This window comes from Vibrio floridensis, from assembly GCF_021852965.1.
Taxonomy (GTDB): domain Bacteria; phylum Pseudomonadota; class Gammaproteobacteria; order Enterobacterales; family Vibrionaceae; genus Vibrio; species Vibrio floridensis.
Window position 1 is genome coordinate 153,585 of the sequence record NZ_JAKGCY010000002.1, and the last position, 18,433, is coordinate 172,017.

The following is an 18,433-nucleotide window of genomic DNA, read 5'->3' on the forward strand; positions in this document are numbered from 1 at the left end:
AGAAAGTGGATGAATGGCATATTGTTGGCAATGGTCCGGGTGACTTAGTCATCAAAAAACATGAGAAAGTTATCCGATTTAATCAACCTTTGACCATCGTTTCAAGCGCTGACTTGTTGATTACCAATAGTAAGTTGGCAGGCATCAAGACAGGCGTTCTTGTTCAAGGCGAAGTACCAAGCAAACTATTTTGTAAAAAGCTAGAAGCACATGGGAAGAAATTGGAGAGCCTATTGGGGTGTAAACCTTCAATTGGTCTGCTCACTCTCAAGACAATGCTGGAATTTGGTGTCACGATAAATGTTAGTAGGATGACTTTGCTGCCTTCACTAGAGAGGCCCCTAGATTATAATAAGCGGAAAGCGCTGCCGGCGGCATATCATAACTGGCTTGGAGAACGGCGTCTCGCTTCTGGTTGGATGGACAAATTAAACTGGCCAGGCTTTGAAATGAAGCTAGCGCGTCATGACAAAGTGAATGACGCAACAATCATTCGACAATGCTTCAAGCTTCAGTCGTTGCCAAGCTTACCAAAAGAAGAAGCGACTCAATTATTGAAAGGCCTATCCGAGGTTAAGCCTATGACATGGTTGGAGCACATTGATTCTTCGAGCTTAAAGACCTTAGAGTCACTATTTTTTGTTTTAAGGGGGAGTTGCATCTCCCCAAACTGGTGGCTTTACGACAACGAATTGTCTACTGTGGTAAACCGTCTTCAAAAAAATCTGGCTTTGGCTCAACAAGCTCTACTCCTCTCCGAGAAAGTGAAGGCATAGACATAATTTCTTGAACCATTTGGTTATTGCGCTCTTTTTCATCTCGGCCCAGCTTTTTGCGCATGTGCCAATAGGTGTAGCCTGTATCTAAGTAAATAGGGGCTTTTGCGAGTTCCGCCATAGGTAACATGGTTAAATAATCTGTAGCCGAATCGAACCACTCAGAGCTGTTTTTATGTTTGTAATATTCCTCAGGGACTTGTTCAAACAACGCTTTGGTGAAGACTCTTAGGTGGCTCCATACATTCGCACCGGCAGCAAGCCTAGGACTAGTATAATCCGGCTGGTATAAATGCAGTGGTTTATTAGGGCGGAACATAGGCATCTGAATTAAGTCTGCCCCCTGTTTCTTGGCCGCATACAAAGCATCAACAACATTGGGTTGCATTAAGCAGTCATCTTGGTCTAACACTGCAACGAGGGTGCTAGGATCTTGGCAGATTTCTTTTATTGCCAATATGAAGTTTGGCATTCTCCCAGTATTAGAGCTACGCCTTACTAAGGTGGTTTTAGCTTGTAGCTCATCCAACAACATTGGATAACACCAGTTGTGAGCGGCGCCACTGGCATCGTCAATAAGGACAATGCCAAAATTTTGATTTGTCTGATTCCGCAAAGACTCTAGGCAGCGTCTTAGCAGGGCATGGTCTGTGTACCTACCTTTCAACAAAAAAACGACATTTTCGCGCCTTTGCTCATATTGCCAATGATTGCCGGGTACCCAATCAAACTCCTCATGTTGCTTTGTAGGCTCTTTTCCCTGGGCAATTAGATCTCTCGCTAATGAAAGTTCAGAAAAGTGTTTGTGCTCGTTTCTAGGATGAACGTAGTAACTTCGTGGATCGCCACCACGTACAGCGCGAAGTCCTCTATGTTTCATTGCTTGCTGTAGTGCACGATGCCAGGTGAGAGTGAACTTACCCTCGTCCAAAGGATTATCAATTGGTAGTTGATTGCGAATCTTAGCAAGATCTAAAAGTCCGAAACGGACTTCGGGAGCAAATTCGCCTGGCTCTCCTTTATACGGATTGAAGCTAGAGCTGCTTTTTGGAATATTGAAGCCAACGGTAAGCACATCCTCAGGCTCACAGGCGTAAATCATGTCGGCGATATAATCATGGCTCCAATTGCGGCGACCAATAAGCACGTCTAAATCGCACTGCAGTATATATCGAGTCGTAACTTGGTCAAATGCCCAGATCTGAGGGAATAAGGGAGCATTTTGAATGGTATGTGTTTCTCCGCAATCAGATTGCGCAAACCATTTTTTATACGTTGTATTTATGGTTGTTGCGCTGGTAGGGGAAACTAGCACGGAGTCAATTAGTCCATCGTCTCTCAGCTTCTCGGCTTGTTCAATAACGGAGGCTAGGTTTGGGTTCGAATATTGGCGTAAAAATTCCCCCTCATGAGGGTCAATCAGAAGAATTGTTTTTGCGAAATTTACTGGGTAACGTAGCTGCGTCACGATATGCAGCACTTGGTCAGTAAGTACTTCAGCATCTTGTGCGCAGGCTTTAATCATTAGAGTTACAGCGTCGCTCTTAAACGAGGCCGTTGGGGTTAGTGCTTGGCGAGGTTCGACGCATTGTGGATGAAGCTCTGTGAGCAACTTGCGGTAAAACTGCTCGAAGCCGGGAAGGCTCATTAAAGCATCATCTTGTCTTCGCCAACTCCGCCGACGCACGAGTTCTTCGTCAGCATTGGCCAGTATTCCAATAGAATAGAGGCGGGCGCACATATCCCGAAAGAGTGAAGAGGTTAGAGGCTGTATGTCCTTTCCGATATCAATATATTCCAAGTCTCCTTGTGGAGTGACAATTAAGTTATCTCGCTTGATGTTGAGAGTGCAAACTCCAGCGCGATAGAGTTTTTTGAGGTAATCTACAATGGATTTTTCGGAAAGCTTCTCATTAGTTAATGCATTACTTTGTAAGAAGGTGTTGTACTGCCAAAGTCCATTACACTTTCTCCAAGTCACCGTCGGAATAGGAACGTCTTTTTCAGCGAGTAAGGTTATCAGGCTTCGGACTTCGGTATCAGAAATAGCCCAAGGGTAAAACTCCTTAACCACTTGATTATGCTGTAGCCAAACCGCCCCTTCCATACCAACACCAAGCAGATGACGATTGGTAGACAATAGAGTGCTCCATGTTCTTGCAGCATAGGCAAGCCTTTTTCTCTGCTCTCGCCAACCTTCGTTAGACTTATTTGTCTTTGTATCTTCTCCATCAAGAGAGTAGATTGCATAAATAGGATAAGAACAAACGGCTACCTTGGAAGGATTTAGCATTAATAGTTTAGTGACCAACCAGTGGTCTTCTGCGCTTCTGATGTTTGGGTACCTGATACCCAAATTGGTCTTCAGTAATAGGTTGCATGAAGGGAGCTCGCGTTGTTGCTTGGCAGAAGCAAAATCATCGATAAATTTCGCCAAACTTAAATGATTACAAAGCTCGTCTGGATTTGCGATATTGTTATTTTGGAGAATCACACCTTCTTTTCTCAGCTTATTGCTTCCCAGAGCCGCTACTTTATCTGTATTGCAAACAGCGTTCCAAAGCCCTTGCAGGCTATCTTTAGCAAACAGTTCATCGTCAGCGTCTAATCTTGCAACCCATTGTACACATGGTTGTGTATCTGCCCAGTCTAAGAGAAGATTGCGTGCCCTAGCTGGTGAACCGCATTCTGCTTGTAAAAGGGTAACAGCTGGATGGTGAAGTAAAGCACTTGCTTCTGATGGCCAACTTATATCCGAGCTATCATCCAGTACAACGATGCGCGCAACCTGCTTTTGAGTGAGACACTGATTTATAGCGCTGTTAAGTGCTCGAATGAGATATTGTGGGTGGTTTTTGTGGGCAATGGCGATTACTACTTCAGCAGAGTCAAATTCTGGTGAGGAAGTGTGTAAAACTTGCAAATTACGATCGCACAAGATCTTAGAGTATTGAATGGGAGCTCGTGGGTGAAAGTTAGCCATTGATGCTCTCCAGCAGTTCTATTTCGTCTAATATATCGTTCTTGGAAAGTGCAAACAGCTCTGCAGCGCGTTCGAAATACATATCCATCTCACTTCGTGACATCTTCTCTCCGTGAAGTTTTAGAAACTGCGCACATCCCCGCAGTTTTTGTTTTGAGCCAGGGGCTGATAGTGCATCGGGTGACCGATTACACATCCAATCAACGGTCGCTTTATTGGTATAACGAATAGTGGCCAAATTGGACTCTAAAATTCGAATCGCAAAATCCTTATCATTTCCACTGGTTAAGCCGTCAGTGAATCCACCAATTTTGGTGGCAAGCCCAGTCTTAATAAAGGTATTTGAGCCTTGCCACCCAGGGTTACCAACTAGAAAGTCTCTGACCTCAAGATCTTTGGGAATATTGGTAGCGACCGTTTTGTTATTAATCTTCACATTGATTCCAGGCAGAACGATATCTGCCTTTCCTTCTTCGCTGCTAAGTAGACAAGAAGATAGATGCTCTGGCTGCCAAGCATCATCATCATCGATGATAGCGATATAGCTATTTGGAAAGTTATCAGAGATATAGTTGATACCAGTATTCCAGCTGCCAGCGGCGCCGGATGCACGTGAATTGACTAACACATGCAGGGGAATGCTTTTGAGTTCAGAGCGAAGGGATTCTACTTCATTCTCATTTAGTGAGCGTGTATCTGATACGAGCACAACAGCTTTAGGTTGGCATGTTTGATTGATGACAGAAGGAAGCGCATGCTCAGAAAGTAGTGAAAGCCTGGGCGTTGTAGCGATAAGCACAATGACATTGTTCATTATTGGGACTTTGATTGATAATTAACTTGATTATAATAAGCAAGTTGATAAGTATATGATGTAACTAACTGACATTTATGAGTATTTGATCAACATTTGTACTCTTGATTTGTTTTTCTCAAGCATAGGAAATCCATGAAAACACTTGTAACAGGCGCTGCCGGTTTTATCGGTAGCCATATTTGTCGCAGGCTTTGTGCTGATGGATATGATGTGGTCGGCGTTGATAACCTCAATGACTATTACGATGTGAACCTTAAAAAAGCGAGGCTGGAATGGGTAGGAGATGTAAGGTTCAAATTTCACTGTATGAGTGTCGAAAACTCAGACGAATTGACGCGTCTATTCGATGAAGAGCAATTTGATTGCGTCATTCACTTAGCAGGACAAGCGGGCGTACGTTACTCTTCGGAAGAACCTATGGTCTATGGAGAAAGCAACTTAATGGGTTTTCTTTCAGTCCTAGAGGCTTGCCGAGGCTTTAAAATTAAACACCTGGTGTATGCGTCATCGAGCTCAGTATATGGGTTGAACGATAAAATTCCATTTTCAGTGAATGACAATGTTGATCACCCAGCCTCTCTTTATGCTGCAACTAAAAAGGCAAATGAGTTAATGGCTCATAGCTACTCTCAGATGTATGGATTACCAACAACAGGACTACGTTTTTTCAGTGTTTACGGCCCTTGGAGTCGGCCGGATATGGCGTTCTATAAGTTTACAGAGGCAATGCTTGAAAAAAAGCCGATTGATGTTTTCAATAACGGGGAATTATATCGAGACTTTACTTACATCGATGACGTTGTAGAAGCAGTAGTCCGAGTAACAAAGAGAATTCCAAAGAAGAACCAAGAGTGGCTAAAAGCTAACGGGACCATTGCTCAAAGCTCAGCGCCATATCAGATTTTTAATGTCGGTAGTGGGGCTCCAGTTAAACTCACAAAAATGATTGATTTATTGGAATATCTACTGGGAGTATCTGCGAAAAGACAACTGAAGCCAATGCAGGTAGGGGAAGTGAATACAACATACTCTGATGTAAAAGAACTTTTTGATGAGATTGGTTTCACTCCACAAGTCCCATTCCACGAAGGCGTTGCAGCTTTTGTAGAATGGTATAGTGATTATCGCCAAATTTCTCAGCAGCAATTCAGAAGCACTGTTGAGTCGGTTTAGTTTTATGCTGAACTACAAAGGTGGGTTGTATTCTTTGGAGTATTCACGCGTACCTAAAAAAACAAATACGGCTTTAGTTCATCGAAGTTAGCCACAATAATCTGCTGACCTTTAGGATTCGAATCCAATACATTAATATCGATATTATAGGCATCGAGAACATAGCGAACCAACGCAGCATTGGTTGGTATTGTGAGTTTACCTTTTTCCATACCGTAATCATGCTCAACGACATTGGCTTGAACTTCTGTTAGTCGTGGGTCAGGCATTAAATCAACTGTGAGAGGAGTATTCCATAACTCGTCATGCTCTCTTCCTTTTACTCTTTTAGCCTCAAGGCAAGGAATGCCTCTTATGCGGCTGAGCACAAAATCACGATAATCATTCGCATGTTCACAATAGGCCCGAACATGCCAGCGTAGAGGTGTGCAAACGAGGGTATGTGGAGAGATAATCCGTTCAACTTCAATACCGTCTTTGAGTGATGTGTAGCTTATATCGACACGTTTTTTCTCTCGTATCGCCTGTACTAAAGGACGTAATACTTGTGGTGATATATTGCGAGTTACAGGGCGGACCATGGAAACATTTTCAAAACCCATATCCAGTTCATTAAAGGTCACAGCCATGTCTTCACTGCGCGCTAGAATATGAAGGTATTCATCGGCATGTCCACTGGTTAGCTCTGGAGCAAAGCTGTCACTTGGCTTATAACCTTTTAATTGCTTGTCATAAACGAGGTTGCCAGGTGCCACCTCAGAGAGGTAAGAGTTGATGTCTTTCGATGCTTGCTGTCTGCCAATACCAAAGCTCTTAATCAGGTGATTGGTCGTTAACCGTCCTTCCCATAGTGCGATGACTTCTATCATTCTGTAGCGGAACAGTAGATCCCAACGTATTGGCCATTTGCTCATCATCTAACTCCTGTCTATTTATGCGACGTGTGTATGTAATCAGTATTTACCTGTCGTCATTGGCGTCATAATATTGTTGGGACTGAAAATCGTCAAGAAAGTAACCAGAACAGCGTAACGCACTTGCGGGTAGCCTTTATGAATTACATTAACAGCGATAACAAAAATGGTTTATGGGAACTTGCGATTAAAGGCATCGAAGGTCCAATATTAGCCAGTGATTATCTGGGGCTTTATGGTTCAACACCAGATGAAGCTCGTACAGCATCTATAAAGAAGAAAATTGTAGTTCATAGCGCGGAAGGTGAAGACTTTATTCAATGTGGTTATTGTGGGCTCCCTGTAAGGTATCGAGCACGAAGTGCGACTAGTAGAGCTGCTTTCTATCATAAGCATATTCCGGAGTTGGATGAGGTAGATTGTCCATTTCACAGTGACTACCATGGTGATTTTGCATTTACTGAAGCTGAAATGCATGAAACTCAATGGCACTTTCGCACAAAGCACTTTATTGCCGGTATATTGAGGGAATCAGATCAGATAAAGCGTGATTCTATCCAAGTAGAAAAGTTTGTCTTTGCAGAAAAAGGCACTTCCAAAAAATGGCGCAAGCCGGATATTTACTTTGAAGACACCAATGGTAATCGATTCGCGATAGAGTTGATTCAAGGTTGGTTGGACCCAGAAATAATCCATGCTCGCGAGCAGTTCTTCTTAGGGGAAGAGATCAACCTGATTTGGTTGTTTAGTGAAGGTCGAAGCGATTCTATTTTCTATTACATCATGTACGGTACCGCCTTAGAGGCTCACCCTGAAAGTTTTTCGGAGTTTGAGAGCAAAGTGAAAGACATCCAATGTAATGCCTTTGTTTTCTCTCAAGAAGCGTTAGAGAAAAGCCAAGAGAGTGGAGAGTTCTACTTCGAGGCACATTTCCCCGAGTTTGATTTTAAATCAACAGAGCTTTTCTTAGAGATGAGCTATGGGTGTCAAATGGTGGTATTGAGTGACTTAATATTGTCTCCAGAACGGTTACCATACGCAATCAATACAAAAGCTGCTTTGCATGGAAAGCAACAAGAACTGTCAGCTGCTATAGAGGAAAAGGCTCAACGAGAGTCTCAACAGGCAGTAAAACGAATTAAGCAACTTCTTGAACAAATTGCTTTGCGTGGTGAGCAAGGTGAACTTGCACTGCCAACACTTAAACACCTATCAGGTGAGATAACCGAATGTTTTGATTATGTATTGCTAGGATGTGATGAACGAGATTTGTTGCTTGAAGTTGTCCATCAAACCACCAATAGAGAAAAGGTGAGGCTTGAAGAGCGACAAAGGAAAGCCGAGCGAATAGCTCATGCCAAGGAGCTTAGAGGATTACGCCATCAAATAATTTATGTCCGAAGAGTGCTTAATCAAGGTGTAACAGTTCAAGAGTTAACGGATCTAAGATACCACTTAGCAGATGTTATGAGTGATTATTGGAATGTCATATCTAGCGATTTGTCTTCTCTCATCTGGCGGCGTTATTTGAACATTCTTTTAGAAAAAATTGGTGCTCAAACAACATCACTTGCCAAAGATCTACCTAAACCAGTGGCCATCTGGCGCATCACTAATGATCTTCTCAGCTACCCACTTGAAAAGCGAATGCAACTGTTCGAAGTTCATAGTCCATTGGGTATCGAGATGTCGAATCAGCTCTCAGCATATTCTGTCAACAAATCACCTCAAGAGACTCAAGAGTTAAAAAATAAACTAGATGAGATTAAACGCAGAACAAAAGTGCAGTTCCTGAACAAAAACTGGAAGGCATTGATGGGGAACTGGGACCCGGAATATAGTTATCTTGAGACTTTTCTTCAAGCGGGAGATCTCTTGTGTATTGAAGAGCCATCAGAGCTTATAGGACATGAACAAGATTGGGTTGAAGATGCTTTGAACAAATTTGTAGGTAGGTTGGCTAACCAAGTAAATGAGTACTACTCAGCTGCTTTTGAAAGAGCTTATGCGAGGGTCGATAAAATTAGGCTAGGTAAGTTGCTGTTGTTTTGGGATTGGCTTGAACAAGGTGGGTTTCTCTTCGGTCAACTAGTTTCTGCAGAGAAAGCAGTTGAACTAAGGAAGTATCTGTCAGAGCAAAATTACGACGAAAGCAAGGTAAAATAGGTTATGCACAAACTTAATCCCCTCAAAACTGGTACAAAACTCAACAACACAGAACTATGCGAAGTCTTCGGCTGCAGCCCGCAAGGTGGGATGCGCCGCTCACATAAAACCAATACATTGGTCATTGTATCGAACCACATCAAGTCTATTTATGATGATCGTTGGGTAGGTGACGTTCTCCACTATACAGGCATGGGCTCTAAAGGCGATCAAAGCCTAACGTTTCAGCAGAATAAAACGCTAGCTGAATCGAGAACCAATGGCGTCGCTGTTCACTTATTTGAGGTGTTTACGGACCAAGAATACACCTATGTTGGCGAAGTCGCTCTCGACGGTGAACCGTACTCGGAAATGCAAGATGATGAACAAGGTAATCCAAGAAGAGCATATATATTCCCTCTAAAGCTTGTAACGGGTGAGCGCCAGGTTAGAAAAGAAGATCGCGAGAACGTTGAGAGCGTCCGAATTCGCAAGGCCAAGAAATTGACTCTTGAGGAGCTTCAGTCTTTGGTGACAAAAGGTGGAAAAACCGCTACACGGTACCAACAACAATCCACTAGCTATGAGCGAAATATTTGGGTAGCAGAACTGGCTAAACGCCTTGCTAAAGGTCAGTGCCAACTTTGTCTACAACCGGCGCCATTTAAAAATGCGAAAGGCGAGCCATATCTCGAGACACACCATATTGTTTGGCTCGCCAAAGGTGGTGACGATACGGCTGAAAACACAGTTGCATTGTGCCCCAATTGCCACAAGAAAATGCATATCGTAGATGACGCAAAGGATGTTGAGATCTTAAAATCTCGTAGCAACAAATTATTAGAAGAGCCGAATCAATGAGTAAGAAGCACATTGAAGTCGTTGCGGCTGTACTGAAAAATGAAGGTGAATTCCTAGCCGTACAAAGAGCTCCATCAAAGCTAGATTATGTTAGCGAAAAATGGGAGTTTCCAGGAGGTAAAGTAGAAGCAGGCGAAACGCTTGTTACAGCTATTACCAGGGAGCTAGATGAAGAGTTAAGAATTGCCGTTACTGAACCACAGTTTTTGTTGACGATTGAGCATAGCTACCCTGATTTTGATATCACCATGCATTGCTTTGTTATTGAGGTACCAACGCGCGAACTTGAGCTTACGGAGCATATTGACTCTCGCTGGTTATCCAAAGACCAACTTTGGGATGTTGATTGGGCTGCGGCCGATATACCGGCCGTTGAAAAACTACAGTCTACGTTCTGAAGGATAACGAAAATGGACCTAAAAGCAGGCTGGGATGGGACTTGGCAAGACTTTCTTTCTACAGACAAAGCTAGTTTTCTAGAGTCGTTAGTATCTTTCCATCGTAGTTTGAGTTGGACGCAAGATCTCGATCCTGCGCAACGCTACGCTTGGGAAACTGAATACGATGTAATGACGTCTACCCTTAATCACGTTATTACAGAAACTCAAGTGGAACCAGAGAAGTGCTGGATAGCCTTTGAACAAGAATTGATTGGTGAAGGCGGAAAACGAGCGGCGGATGTTAACCTAGTTACTCCAGCTGGCGAATTGTTTGTAGTCGAGTTCAAACATAAGCAAGAAGCCTCTGAATACGAAATTCTTCGAGCAAACTCTGATTTGCAAACAATGCGACGCTATCACAGTGAATCTATCGACCTAGTCGGTCATGGCTTTGTTGTTCTCACCAAACCTGGTGCTAAGCCGTTCCAACACCCAAACGTTGTGTGTGACATCGCAGACGATGGCCTGGCCCCCCAGTTAGCTTCACAGCTTATAACGTCATTAAGTAAACCTGGTTACTACAATGTACGCCAGTGGGCAAGAGGTGAGTTTTATCGCCAGCCAAGCATATTGCATGGCACTGCTCAGGTCTTTTTCGACGCTAAAATACCTACGCTAAAAACCTCGGCCGGTGAAAATATTGACCAGGCACGTGCGGCACTGTTAAAGCTTTATCAGCATGCTAGGGACAAGCAGCAAAGATATGTTGTTGTCGTTCATGGGCGCCCTGGTGCCGGTAAGACTCTTCTGGGCATTAGTTCTGTTGCGGAAATTGCACGTAGTGAGAGCGCAAATCAGAGTGAACCTATTTTTCTTTCTGGCAATGGACCTCTCGTTCAGGTGCTACAACATACGTTAGATTATAGTGGTAAGCAGTCAGTTGGCTGGACAGGAGATAATGTCATTGATGGTCGAGTGATGATCCAAGATCTGCTCCCGTTCAAGAAGGATCTGAAGCGCTCACTAACATCACGCAGAGAGACTTTTGTCGTATTTGATGAAGCACAGCGAGCGTGGGACAAAGCAAGCCCTAGAGAATCACAATCACCGTCTGAGTTAATGTTGTTTTGTAACTGGCTTGCTTGTCAACCGTTTGGAGTGTTGGTGCTTTTGGTGGGAGATGGTCAAGCGATCCATCGCAATGAGATGCAGTTAGATCAGATGCTAGCAGACCTAGATGCAGCAATAAGAGCGCAAAACGGCAAAGTCATCCCTATTATGCCATCGCTGCACGCCGGTAAAATGCAACTCGTTACGCCAATTAAGAAAGACGTGTATAACCTTAAAACGCCCATTCGTCAGGCCTATACAGAGAGTTTAGACAAGTGGATTGAAGCGGTTCTATCTAACAATTCTGACCAAGCTCAAAAAGTCGCTTTGGATATTCAGGCTTACTACCCATTGCGACTGACTCAAAACCAGCAAACTGCTGAAACTTATGCTCTGGGTGTACAACAAACTCTGCACGAAGGAAACAAGCTTCAAAACGCCTTTAGAACAGGCTGGTTGATGTCCAGTCAAGGTGGCAAGTTTATAGAGGAAGTCCAGAAAGATAAATACAAACCAGGTAAACATATTGGCCCTTGGTACGTTGAGCCACCAAGTTCTGAAAATTCATGTTGTCAATTTGAAGCGGCTTGTACTGAGTTTAGTTGTCAAGGTTTAGAACTATCACTTGCTCTGTTTAACTGGGGGCAGGATATGGTCTATCGCAACGGAAATCTGGTGGCTGAAGACCGGCGCCAGTACGAACATTACACAGAGGGTAGTTATAGAGTGTTGCTCAGTCGTGGGCGTAGTGGTTTGGTCATAAAGTGTGATGACCAGGAAACGTTCGAATACCTGAAACAATGTGGTATGCAGGAGCTTTAAGTGGCTGTTGCTAGATAAAAAATTAATATAAAGATGTGAGCGAGTAGTGAGCCGACAAAAAAGTCTAATTGGCTGGATAGATTTTTCATCCACAGAGCGAGAGCGTGTATCTCAAGTTTTATCCATGTTACAAGAGAAAGGTACACTTGATGAGTTGGGTATAGGACAAATCAGGGATGCCTTTGCAGATCAGCTTTTTCCGGGTTTTTCTACTATCCAAACCCGCGCTAAGTATTTTGTCACTATACCCTATATATTTCATGACTACCGTAAGCTAGAACCTCATGAGAGGCTCCCGCTGGCTGAATACATAAGCCAGCAAGAAGATAAACTGGCTAAGCGTTTAGTCGAAAACCATCAACATGACATGCCCTATGGGATCATTGGAAAAGATAGCCTAGAAAAGGGGGTAGCTCGTAAGCCTTCTTCCGTCTATTGGAATGGGCTACGCCAGTTGTCCATCGCTAAAACGGAACTGTCTTTAAGGGAGTTTGTCAACCAGTACCAAGAGTTAGCAAACAATAAGAACGAAACTCATATCGATGACGATGGGCAGCATTCTGATATTGCACATCTGATGACTAAACCCGATGGTTATAGTGAGTCTTGGTTAAACCAAGTTTCAATAGATCTCACACGTAAAGAAGCTGAATTCCTTAAAAATAAACTACAGCTATCGAGTAAGATTGAACATAGTGTCCCCGCTCAGTTATTTAAGCACAACCTTGTTGGTGAAGCATTGCAAGTGGTTGATATGGTTGTTCATAATAGATGGCAGGCGGAAGCCCTTTATGAAAAGTTAAAAGACTCTCCTATTTCCGATCAAACGAAAACATGTTTTGAAAACGCGCTGGAATTTAGTTTTGTTCTTGAAGGCGCGCATATTCGTTACAACATCCTCATAGCCCAACGTGCCAAGAATATCGAACAGATTGAACAGTTGAATGAAGAGTTTGATGTTTGGTTGAACCAAGCTCATAAACAGCCGAAGAGCTTTGAACAGCAGAGCATCGATAACTGGTATGAGTTTGCTTTCGGACCACATAAAAGCGCTAATAATCGCACACGTCAGTTTATCGAAAACTGGTGTAGCTTGATTCGCGAGAATGCCCCTGTAGATAAGTTGGATGCATGTGTTAAGCAGCAAGCGATAGCAAATAAAGGGGCACGGTGTTTGCTGAAAAAAGCCCTCAATGAAAACCAAAAGTGGGTTGGAATGCGCAAACTAGAATTTCGTTGGCCTTCTGCCAGAGTCATTTTACAAGATATCCAGGAGGGGCTAGATGTTAGTGCCGGATAAAAATCGCTTAGATTATGGCGAACAGCTTATTGCACCCGAAGGTTATGAGCTTACTCATGCTATCGCCACGACTTATAGCTTGGATCTAAATACCTTGTTGACGGTGCCAATTGCCATGTGTTTTGGCCATACCTTAGAAGGTTCGGTTGAACACATGAGAATTGCGCTGTTGGAAGCGTTAGGAATGCTGGGAGATAAACTCACAGTTTTCTACCAACAAGGCAATATTAAGTTGCCAGATAAGTACAACAGCTTATTTGGCTTGTTGGAACGCAGCCTCGTACCTGTAGTTCCAAACGCAGGAGAGTCAAATTCAGCGTTTTCGTCGTTTCACCCGAAATTGTGGTTACTTCGATTCGAAAGCTCAGATGAAACTAAAAATGTAAAATACCGCTTGATAGTGTTGTCACGTAACTTAACGTTTGACCGCAGCTGGGATCTCAGCGCTGTCATTAATGGAGAATCAAGAGGGAAGCGCAAGCCAGCCAATCGTCCATTGATTGACTTTTTCGATGAGGTTTACCGTGGTTCATCAGCGCAATCATTTGATGAAGTGATTGATCCAGAAGAGCTAGTTAGGGTGCATTGGGATAAACCAGATAACATCACTGAACTTGGTTTTCTCTCTACTGTTTTTGATGATGGCAATAAACGACAGCATCCAATTCGTTTAGAGCATGGTAATCAAGCCATGCTTGCCGTATCACCTTTTATTCGAGGAGGTGGCAAAGTCGGTGCTCTAGACTGGCTTAGTACCTTTGCTCCTGATGACCAACGTTACTTATTTAGCCGTAAAGAAGAGCTTGATATGGCGGGCGAGAAAGCGTTGGAGGGTTGGCACTGTTACGCACTTAACGAACACCTTGTCGATGCGGAAGAAAATGAGGAAATGGACCAGTCCCCATTTGTAGAAAACGACCTCAACTTGCATGCAAAGTTATTAGTTGTCGACGAAACTGATTCCACTTCCAGCTGGCACCTTGGTTCTGCGAATACAACTGAAGCGGCAATGGGAGACGCAGACAATAGCCCGAGAAATAGTGAATTCATGCTGCGGTTAACCGGCTCCAAAGATCACATCGGTGTTCATTCACTGATCAAGCAATGGGTTAATGAGTATGGCACAGGCTTATTTACAAAACATGAGTTCAGCAAATTAGAAGAAACTGAAGGTGAAGACTCTGATCGAGCACTTCGTCTATTAGAGTTCAGCCTAATTAGTACAGATTGGAAGCTTGAAGTTGATTTAAGTGGTGATGACGAATATCAGCTTACTTTAAATGGGGCTCTGGTTGAGACTCCGGAGAGTTTTGACGTTAAGGTTTCGATATTGAGCGCGTCACAGCCTCGAGCCCTAGATCGAGAGGTTATTTGGGATAGCCTTAAACCCTCCCAAATTAGTGCGCTAATCCACTTCGAAATATCTGAAAAGGATTCAGTGGTTAAAAATTTAGTCGTTCAATCTGAAATTATATTTAACTGTAAATTGGACCGTGGAAAGGCAATAACCAATGAACTGCTCCAGAATCGCTCGCAGTTTATGAGTTATATCGCGATGCTGTTACATATCGACCCAAGTAAGCAAGATTTGATGAACGGTGTGGGTAAGGGAGACGGTGAGGGGGCGGGTGGCGTGTTCTTCACCAAAGACAGTGTGATCTACGAAAAGTTGATGCGAGCGGCTGCGTTAAGTCCGGATTTGTTAGAAAGAATTGATCGTTTACAAGCGCAAGTCGATGAAAAGATCATTCCAGATGAATTCAAGACGTTATGGGGCGTCTTCTCATCATTTGTACCATCTAAGTAGTACTTCAAAAAACGTCGAAATAATAAGATAACTAAATAATGACACAAGCAATCCTAGAGCAACTAAACGGTGTATTAGCTGGCCTTAAAGACTTTCAAAAGGCAACTGTAGATCTCGTGATAGATAAGTATCAAATACCTGAACACAGCCAGAGAATACTGGTTGCTGATGAGGTGGGGTTAGGGAAAACTATCGTCGCGAAAGGTGTCATCGCTCAATTACTGAAAAGACATGTAGGGTCCAATGCGACTAAACCGATGCGTGTCATCTATATCTGTTCCAATCTTGCATTGGCAGATGAAAATCGCCAAAAGCTGGCGCTTTTTAATGGCGAAGATGCAAAGCGATGGGTGAAACCATCAACATTTGGGCGCTTGGTTGAACTGGCTCTAAAGCCGAAAAAATCTGAAATAAACGATGAGCACGTCATTGAAGTTTGTACGTTAACCCCTTCGACTTCCTTCACGTTAACTGCGGGGGCGGGTAACTGCTGGGAAAGAGCGATCTTAGCGGCTCTACTGACTCAAACGACGAATTTATGTGAAGTCGTGAAGCCAATTCGTCAGCTATTCAAAACCAACCAGATTACCAGAGAGGGTCGATGGGAAGATGAATTGAGGTATCTGGATCAATATTTTGATACAGATCCGTTAGTCGTCTCTCAGCTTGAAAGCAGCTTGACTAAGCCTTGTGAATCTACAGTGTTAAGAGAACACTTTTCATCGCTTCAAGATGCAGCGCTATACCTAGCTAATTGTTGGAACAAAGACTCAGGCGAAACCGATGAAACTAGCCATCTATTTTACCATTTTAGAGTGGAAATGCGTCGACTGGTGGCACGCTGTTGTGCTGGAAGCTTGCAAGCAGACTTGTTCATCCTAGATGAGTTCCAACGCTTTCAATCGTTAACAGATCAAAGCTCCGATTCCGAAGAGTCGTTAATTGCTAGGCAGGTATTTAGTGATAAGGGCAAAGCCAAAAAAGCAAAATCCAAAGTACTTTTGTTGTCGGCAACGCCTTTTAAAGCGATGACGACAATTAACGATGAGGACGATGAAAGCAGTCATCATGAACAATTGCATAAGTTACTCGATTTTCTATCACACAATGATGTGGACTTTGTCTCTCAATACGAAATGAATCGTAATCTGCTTCATGGGGATATGTTAACCTTGTCGTCCGGCAATGCAGATTTTGAGTCTATCAGCGATACGAATGCTCGCTCTGTCGAAAAGTTACTGCGAGAATACATTGCCAGAACTGAGCGCAGCCAAATTAGTAAAGGTTTTGAGCAGCTTATTCATTCCAATGAGCTATGTTGTGGTTCTGACTTTAGTGTTGAAGAAGTCCAAGGTTACCGAGCGATAGAAGCCTTAAACGCAGTGCTGCCTAAGGGGCGTGGAGGTGTATCTCTTATTGAGTTTGCTAAGTCAGCACCTTGGGCTATCTCTTTTCTAAATGGTTATGCTTTTAAGGAGCTGTACCATCGTAATATCAATAACCCTGCTGTACGAAAGTTGCTTAGAAAGTCCCAAAGTAGCGAGCAAACTCAGGCTTGGCTGTCTCATGCTAACATTCAAAACTATAGATTGAACGTTGAACAAAGTGCCCCGAATGCAAAGATAAAAGCGTTAAGTAAAGTGATTTTCGAAGGTTCGCCGGAGAACTTACTTTGGTCCCCACCTTGCAAACCTTACTACCAATTTGACGGTGTATTTAAAGGCAATGAGTCTTTTACCAAGACGCTGCTATTTTCATCGTGGGCGCTTGTGCCAAAGGCTTTAAGTTGCCTGTGGTCTTATGAGGCCGAACGTCGAGTAATAAAAGGGAAGGGTAAAAGGCCTCAGTACCATAGTGGCAAAAATGCTTCACCTCTACTCCGATTTGAAGGTCAATCAACTCTCAACGTATGGCATTTACTTTATCCTTGTAAGTCGCTAGCCGAAGTATCGTATTTAGATGGAAGCCTAGATAAGGTTTTGGCTCAGCAAACCATGTTAATTCAGAGCAAATTAGCCGCTTTAAAGCAATACGAAAGTGATGACAAGACAAACAGCGATTGGTACGTACTCGCTCCTATGTTGCTGGATCGACAAGCTGGGAAGACAGATCATTTCGAGTATTGGTTAGAGGTGATTGAGTCTCGCTTGAACACAGAAGGCCGTACTAAGCATTTTGCCAAAATTAAACAGTATTTTGAGGGGAGTGAGTCATTCTCTTTAGGTAAAATGCCTGATGACTTAGCCAAAGTGCTGGCATATTCAAGCTTAGCTAACCCTGCTACCTGCGCAATGAGGACCATTCAAACTCTATGGTCAGAAGGCATATCTGAATTCGATTTGGTAAGTTACTCTGTTCAATTTGCGGAGCTTACAACCAGACTGTTCAATCATGAATACGCTATTTCCATTGTGAAACGTAACGTTAGACACACTCTGCTATCTGGACAGACGGCTTCGCCTGCTTGGTATAAGGTGTTGGTTTATTGCGCACATGGTAACTACCAATCAATGCTGGATGAATATTGTCACTTACTTGCGACATCAGGCAGCGATGTTCATGCCGCAACAAGTAAGCTAGAGCATGCCATGGGAATACGAAGTTCATCTGAGCAGGTTCACTTCTGGGAGAATAGAACAAAAGCGAAAGATAAATGTTCATCGTCGATGCGTTGTCATTTTGCTGTTCCGCTCGGTAATCAAAAACTCAATGATGATAGTGGCTTGAAACGAGTAGTGAGCGTACGTGACGCGTTTAACTCCCCATTCCGACCATTTGTCTTGAGTTCGACATCGATAGGTCAAGAAGGGCTCGATTTTCATTGGTATTGCCGTCGAGTCGTTCATTGGAACTTACCCAACAACCCCATCGATATTGAGCAACGAGAAGGGCGGGTGAACAGGTATAAGTCGCTTGTTGTTCGTCAACGTATAGCAGAAAATTACACTCCAGATTTTGGCAGCAAAGCGGATGTTTGGGAGCAGCTATTTGCTCAAGCAGCCAATGGTGATGCGAATAAAACGAGTGATATAGAGCCGTATTGGTTTACTCCTAATGGGAAGGCTCAAATTGAGCGGATTGTGCCGACTTATCCAATGAGTAAGGAAGTTGCGAAGTATGCTGAAGTGAAAAAAATACTGGTGCTTTATCGCTTAGCGTTTGGACAACCGAGACAGCAAGAGCTCTTGGAAAGCTTCACAGCTTGCGATATCGAAAGTGAAGAATTTAATCGAGTGAAGGACTCTTTGATCATCGACCTTGCCCCTTTGAATGCTATTTGATTTATCCCCACCAGCGAAAGCTGGTGGGGATTTGCATTTTTTCTATGCACTCAGTCTTGTATTG

General features: G+C 43.3%; 12 protein-coding genes. 9 read left to right on the forward strand and 3 right to left on the reverse strand.

The window, feature by feature from the left end:
- Positions 1-5: 5 nt before the first annotated feature.
- Positions 6-776, forward strand: a complete 771-nt coding sequence (locus LZU85_RS05080; RefSeq protein ID WP_237286541.1) for a hypothetical protein — start codon at positions 6-8, stop codon at positions 774-776.
- Here the strand turns inward: LZU85_RS05080 and LZU85_RS05085 are convergent.
- Both LZU85_RS05085 and LZU85_RS05090 read right to left on the reverse strand, forming a co-directional pair.
- A complete protein-coding gene (locus tag LZU85_RS05085) occupies positions 697-3,759 on the reverse strand; it encodes a glycosyltransferase family 2 protein (RefSeq protein ID WP_237286542.1) in 3,063 nt (1,020 codons plus the stop codon). The two genes, LZU85_RS05080 and LZU85_RS05085, sit on opposite strands and share 80 nt — an antisense overlap.
- Entirely contained in the window at positions 3,752-4,573 is an 822-nt protein-coding gene (locus tag LZU85_RS05090) for a glycosyltransferase (protein WP_237286543.1), read from the reverse strand. The genes LZU85_RS05085 and LZU85_RS05090 overlap by 8 nt, the downstream gene beginning before the upstream one ends.
- A gap of 135 nt (positions 4,574-4,708) precedes the next feature.
- On the opposite strand from LZU85_RS05090, the gene LZU85_RS05095 reads away from it, so the two are divergent.
- The gene (locus LZU85_RS05095; protein ID WP_130314143.1) at positions 4,709-5,749 is read left to right on the forward strand and encodes an NAD-dependent epimerase/dehydratase family protein; all 1,041 of its coding nucleotides are present in this window, start codon (positions 4,709-4,711) and stop codon (positions 5,747-5,749) included.
- Positions 5,750-5,802: 53 nt separating this feature from the next.
- On the opposite strand, the gene LZU85_RS05100 is transcribed toward LZU85_RS05095, so the two are convergent.
- Positions 5,803-6,663 carry a helix-turn-helix transcriptional regulator gene (locus LZU85_RS05100; protein WP_237286544.1) on the reverse strand — a complete coding sequence of 287 codons (861 nt, stop codon included), beginning with the start codon at positions 6,661-6,663 and terminating at the stop codon, positions 5,803-5,805.
- Between the two features lie 138 nt (positions 6,664-6,801).
- Here LZU85_RS05100 and LZU85_RS05105 point away from each other — a divergent pair, with 138 nt between their 5' ends.
- The 7 genes from LZU85_RS05105 to LZU85_RS05135 are packed head-to-tail and all read left to right on the forward strand — an operon-like array spanning position 6,802 to position 18,369.
- Positions 6,802-8,829, forward strand: coding sequence for a competence protein CoiA family protein (locus LZU85_RS05105; RefSeq protein WP_237286545.1), 2,028 nt, complete (start codon positions 6,802-6,804; stop codon positions 8,827-8,829).
- 3 nt (positions 8,830-8,832) lie between these two features.
- The gene (locus tag LZU85_RS05110) at positions 8,833-9,669 is read left to right on the forward strand and encodes an HNH endonuclease (RefSeq protein ID WP_237286546.1); all 837 of its coding nucleotides are present in this window, start codon (positions 8,833-8,835) and stop codon (positions 9,667-9,669) included.
- Positions 9,666-10,067, forward strand: a complete 402-nt coding sequence (locus LZU85_RS05115; protein ID WP_237286547.1) for a (deoxy)nucleoside triphosphate pyrophosphohydrolase — start codon at positions 9,666-9,668, stop codon at positions 10,065-10,067. Before LZU85_RS05110 ends, LZU85_RS05115 begins: the two co-directional genes overlap by 4 nt.
- Positions 10,068-10,079: 12 nt before the next feature.
- A complete protein-coding gene (locus LZU85_RS05120) occupies positions 10,080-11,981 on the forward strand; it encodes a DNA/RNA helicase domain-containing protein (RefSeq protein ID WP_237286548.1) in 1,902 nt (633 codons plus the stop codon).
- A gap of 46 nt (positions 11,982-12,027) precedes the next feature.
- The gene (locus LZU85_RS05125) at positions 12,028-13,281 is read left to right on the forward strand and encodes a DUF6361 family protein (RefSeq protein WP_237286549.1); all 1,254 of its coding nucleotides are present in this window, start codon (positions 12,028-12,030) and stop codon (positions 13,279-13,281) included.
- On the forward strand, positions 13,265-15,088 hold the full coding sequence (locus LZU85_RS05130; protein ID WP_237286550.1) for a phospholipase D family protein: 1,824 nt from the start codon (positions 13,265-13,267) through the stop codon (positions 15,086-15,088). The genes LZU85_RS05125 and LZU85_RS05130 overlap by 17 nt, the downstream gene beginning before the upstream one ends.
- 38 nt (positions 15,089-15,126) lie before the next feature.
- On the forward strand, positions 15,127-18,369 hold the full coding sequence (locus LZU85_RS05135; protein WP_237286551.1) for a DEAD/DEAH box helicase: 3,243 nt from the start codon (positions 15,127-15,129) through the stop codon (positions 18,367-18,369).
- Positions 18,370-18,433: the final 64 nt, after the last annotated feature.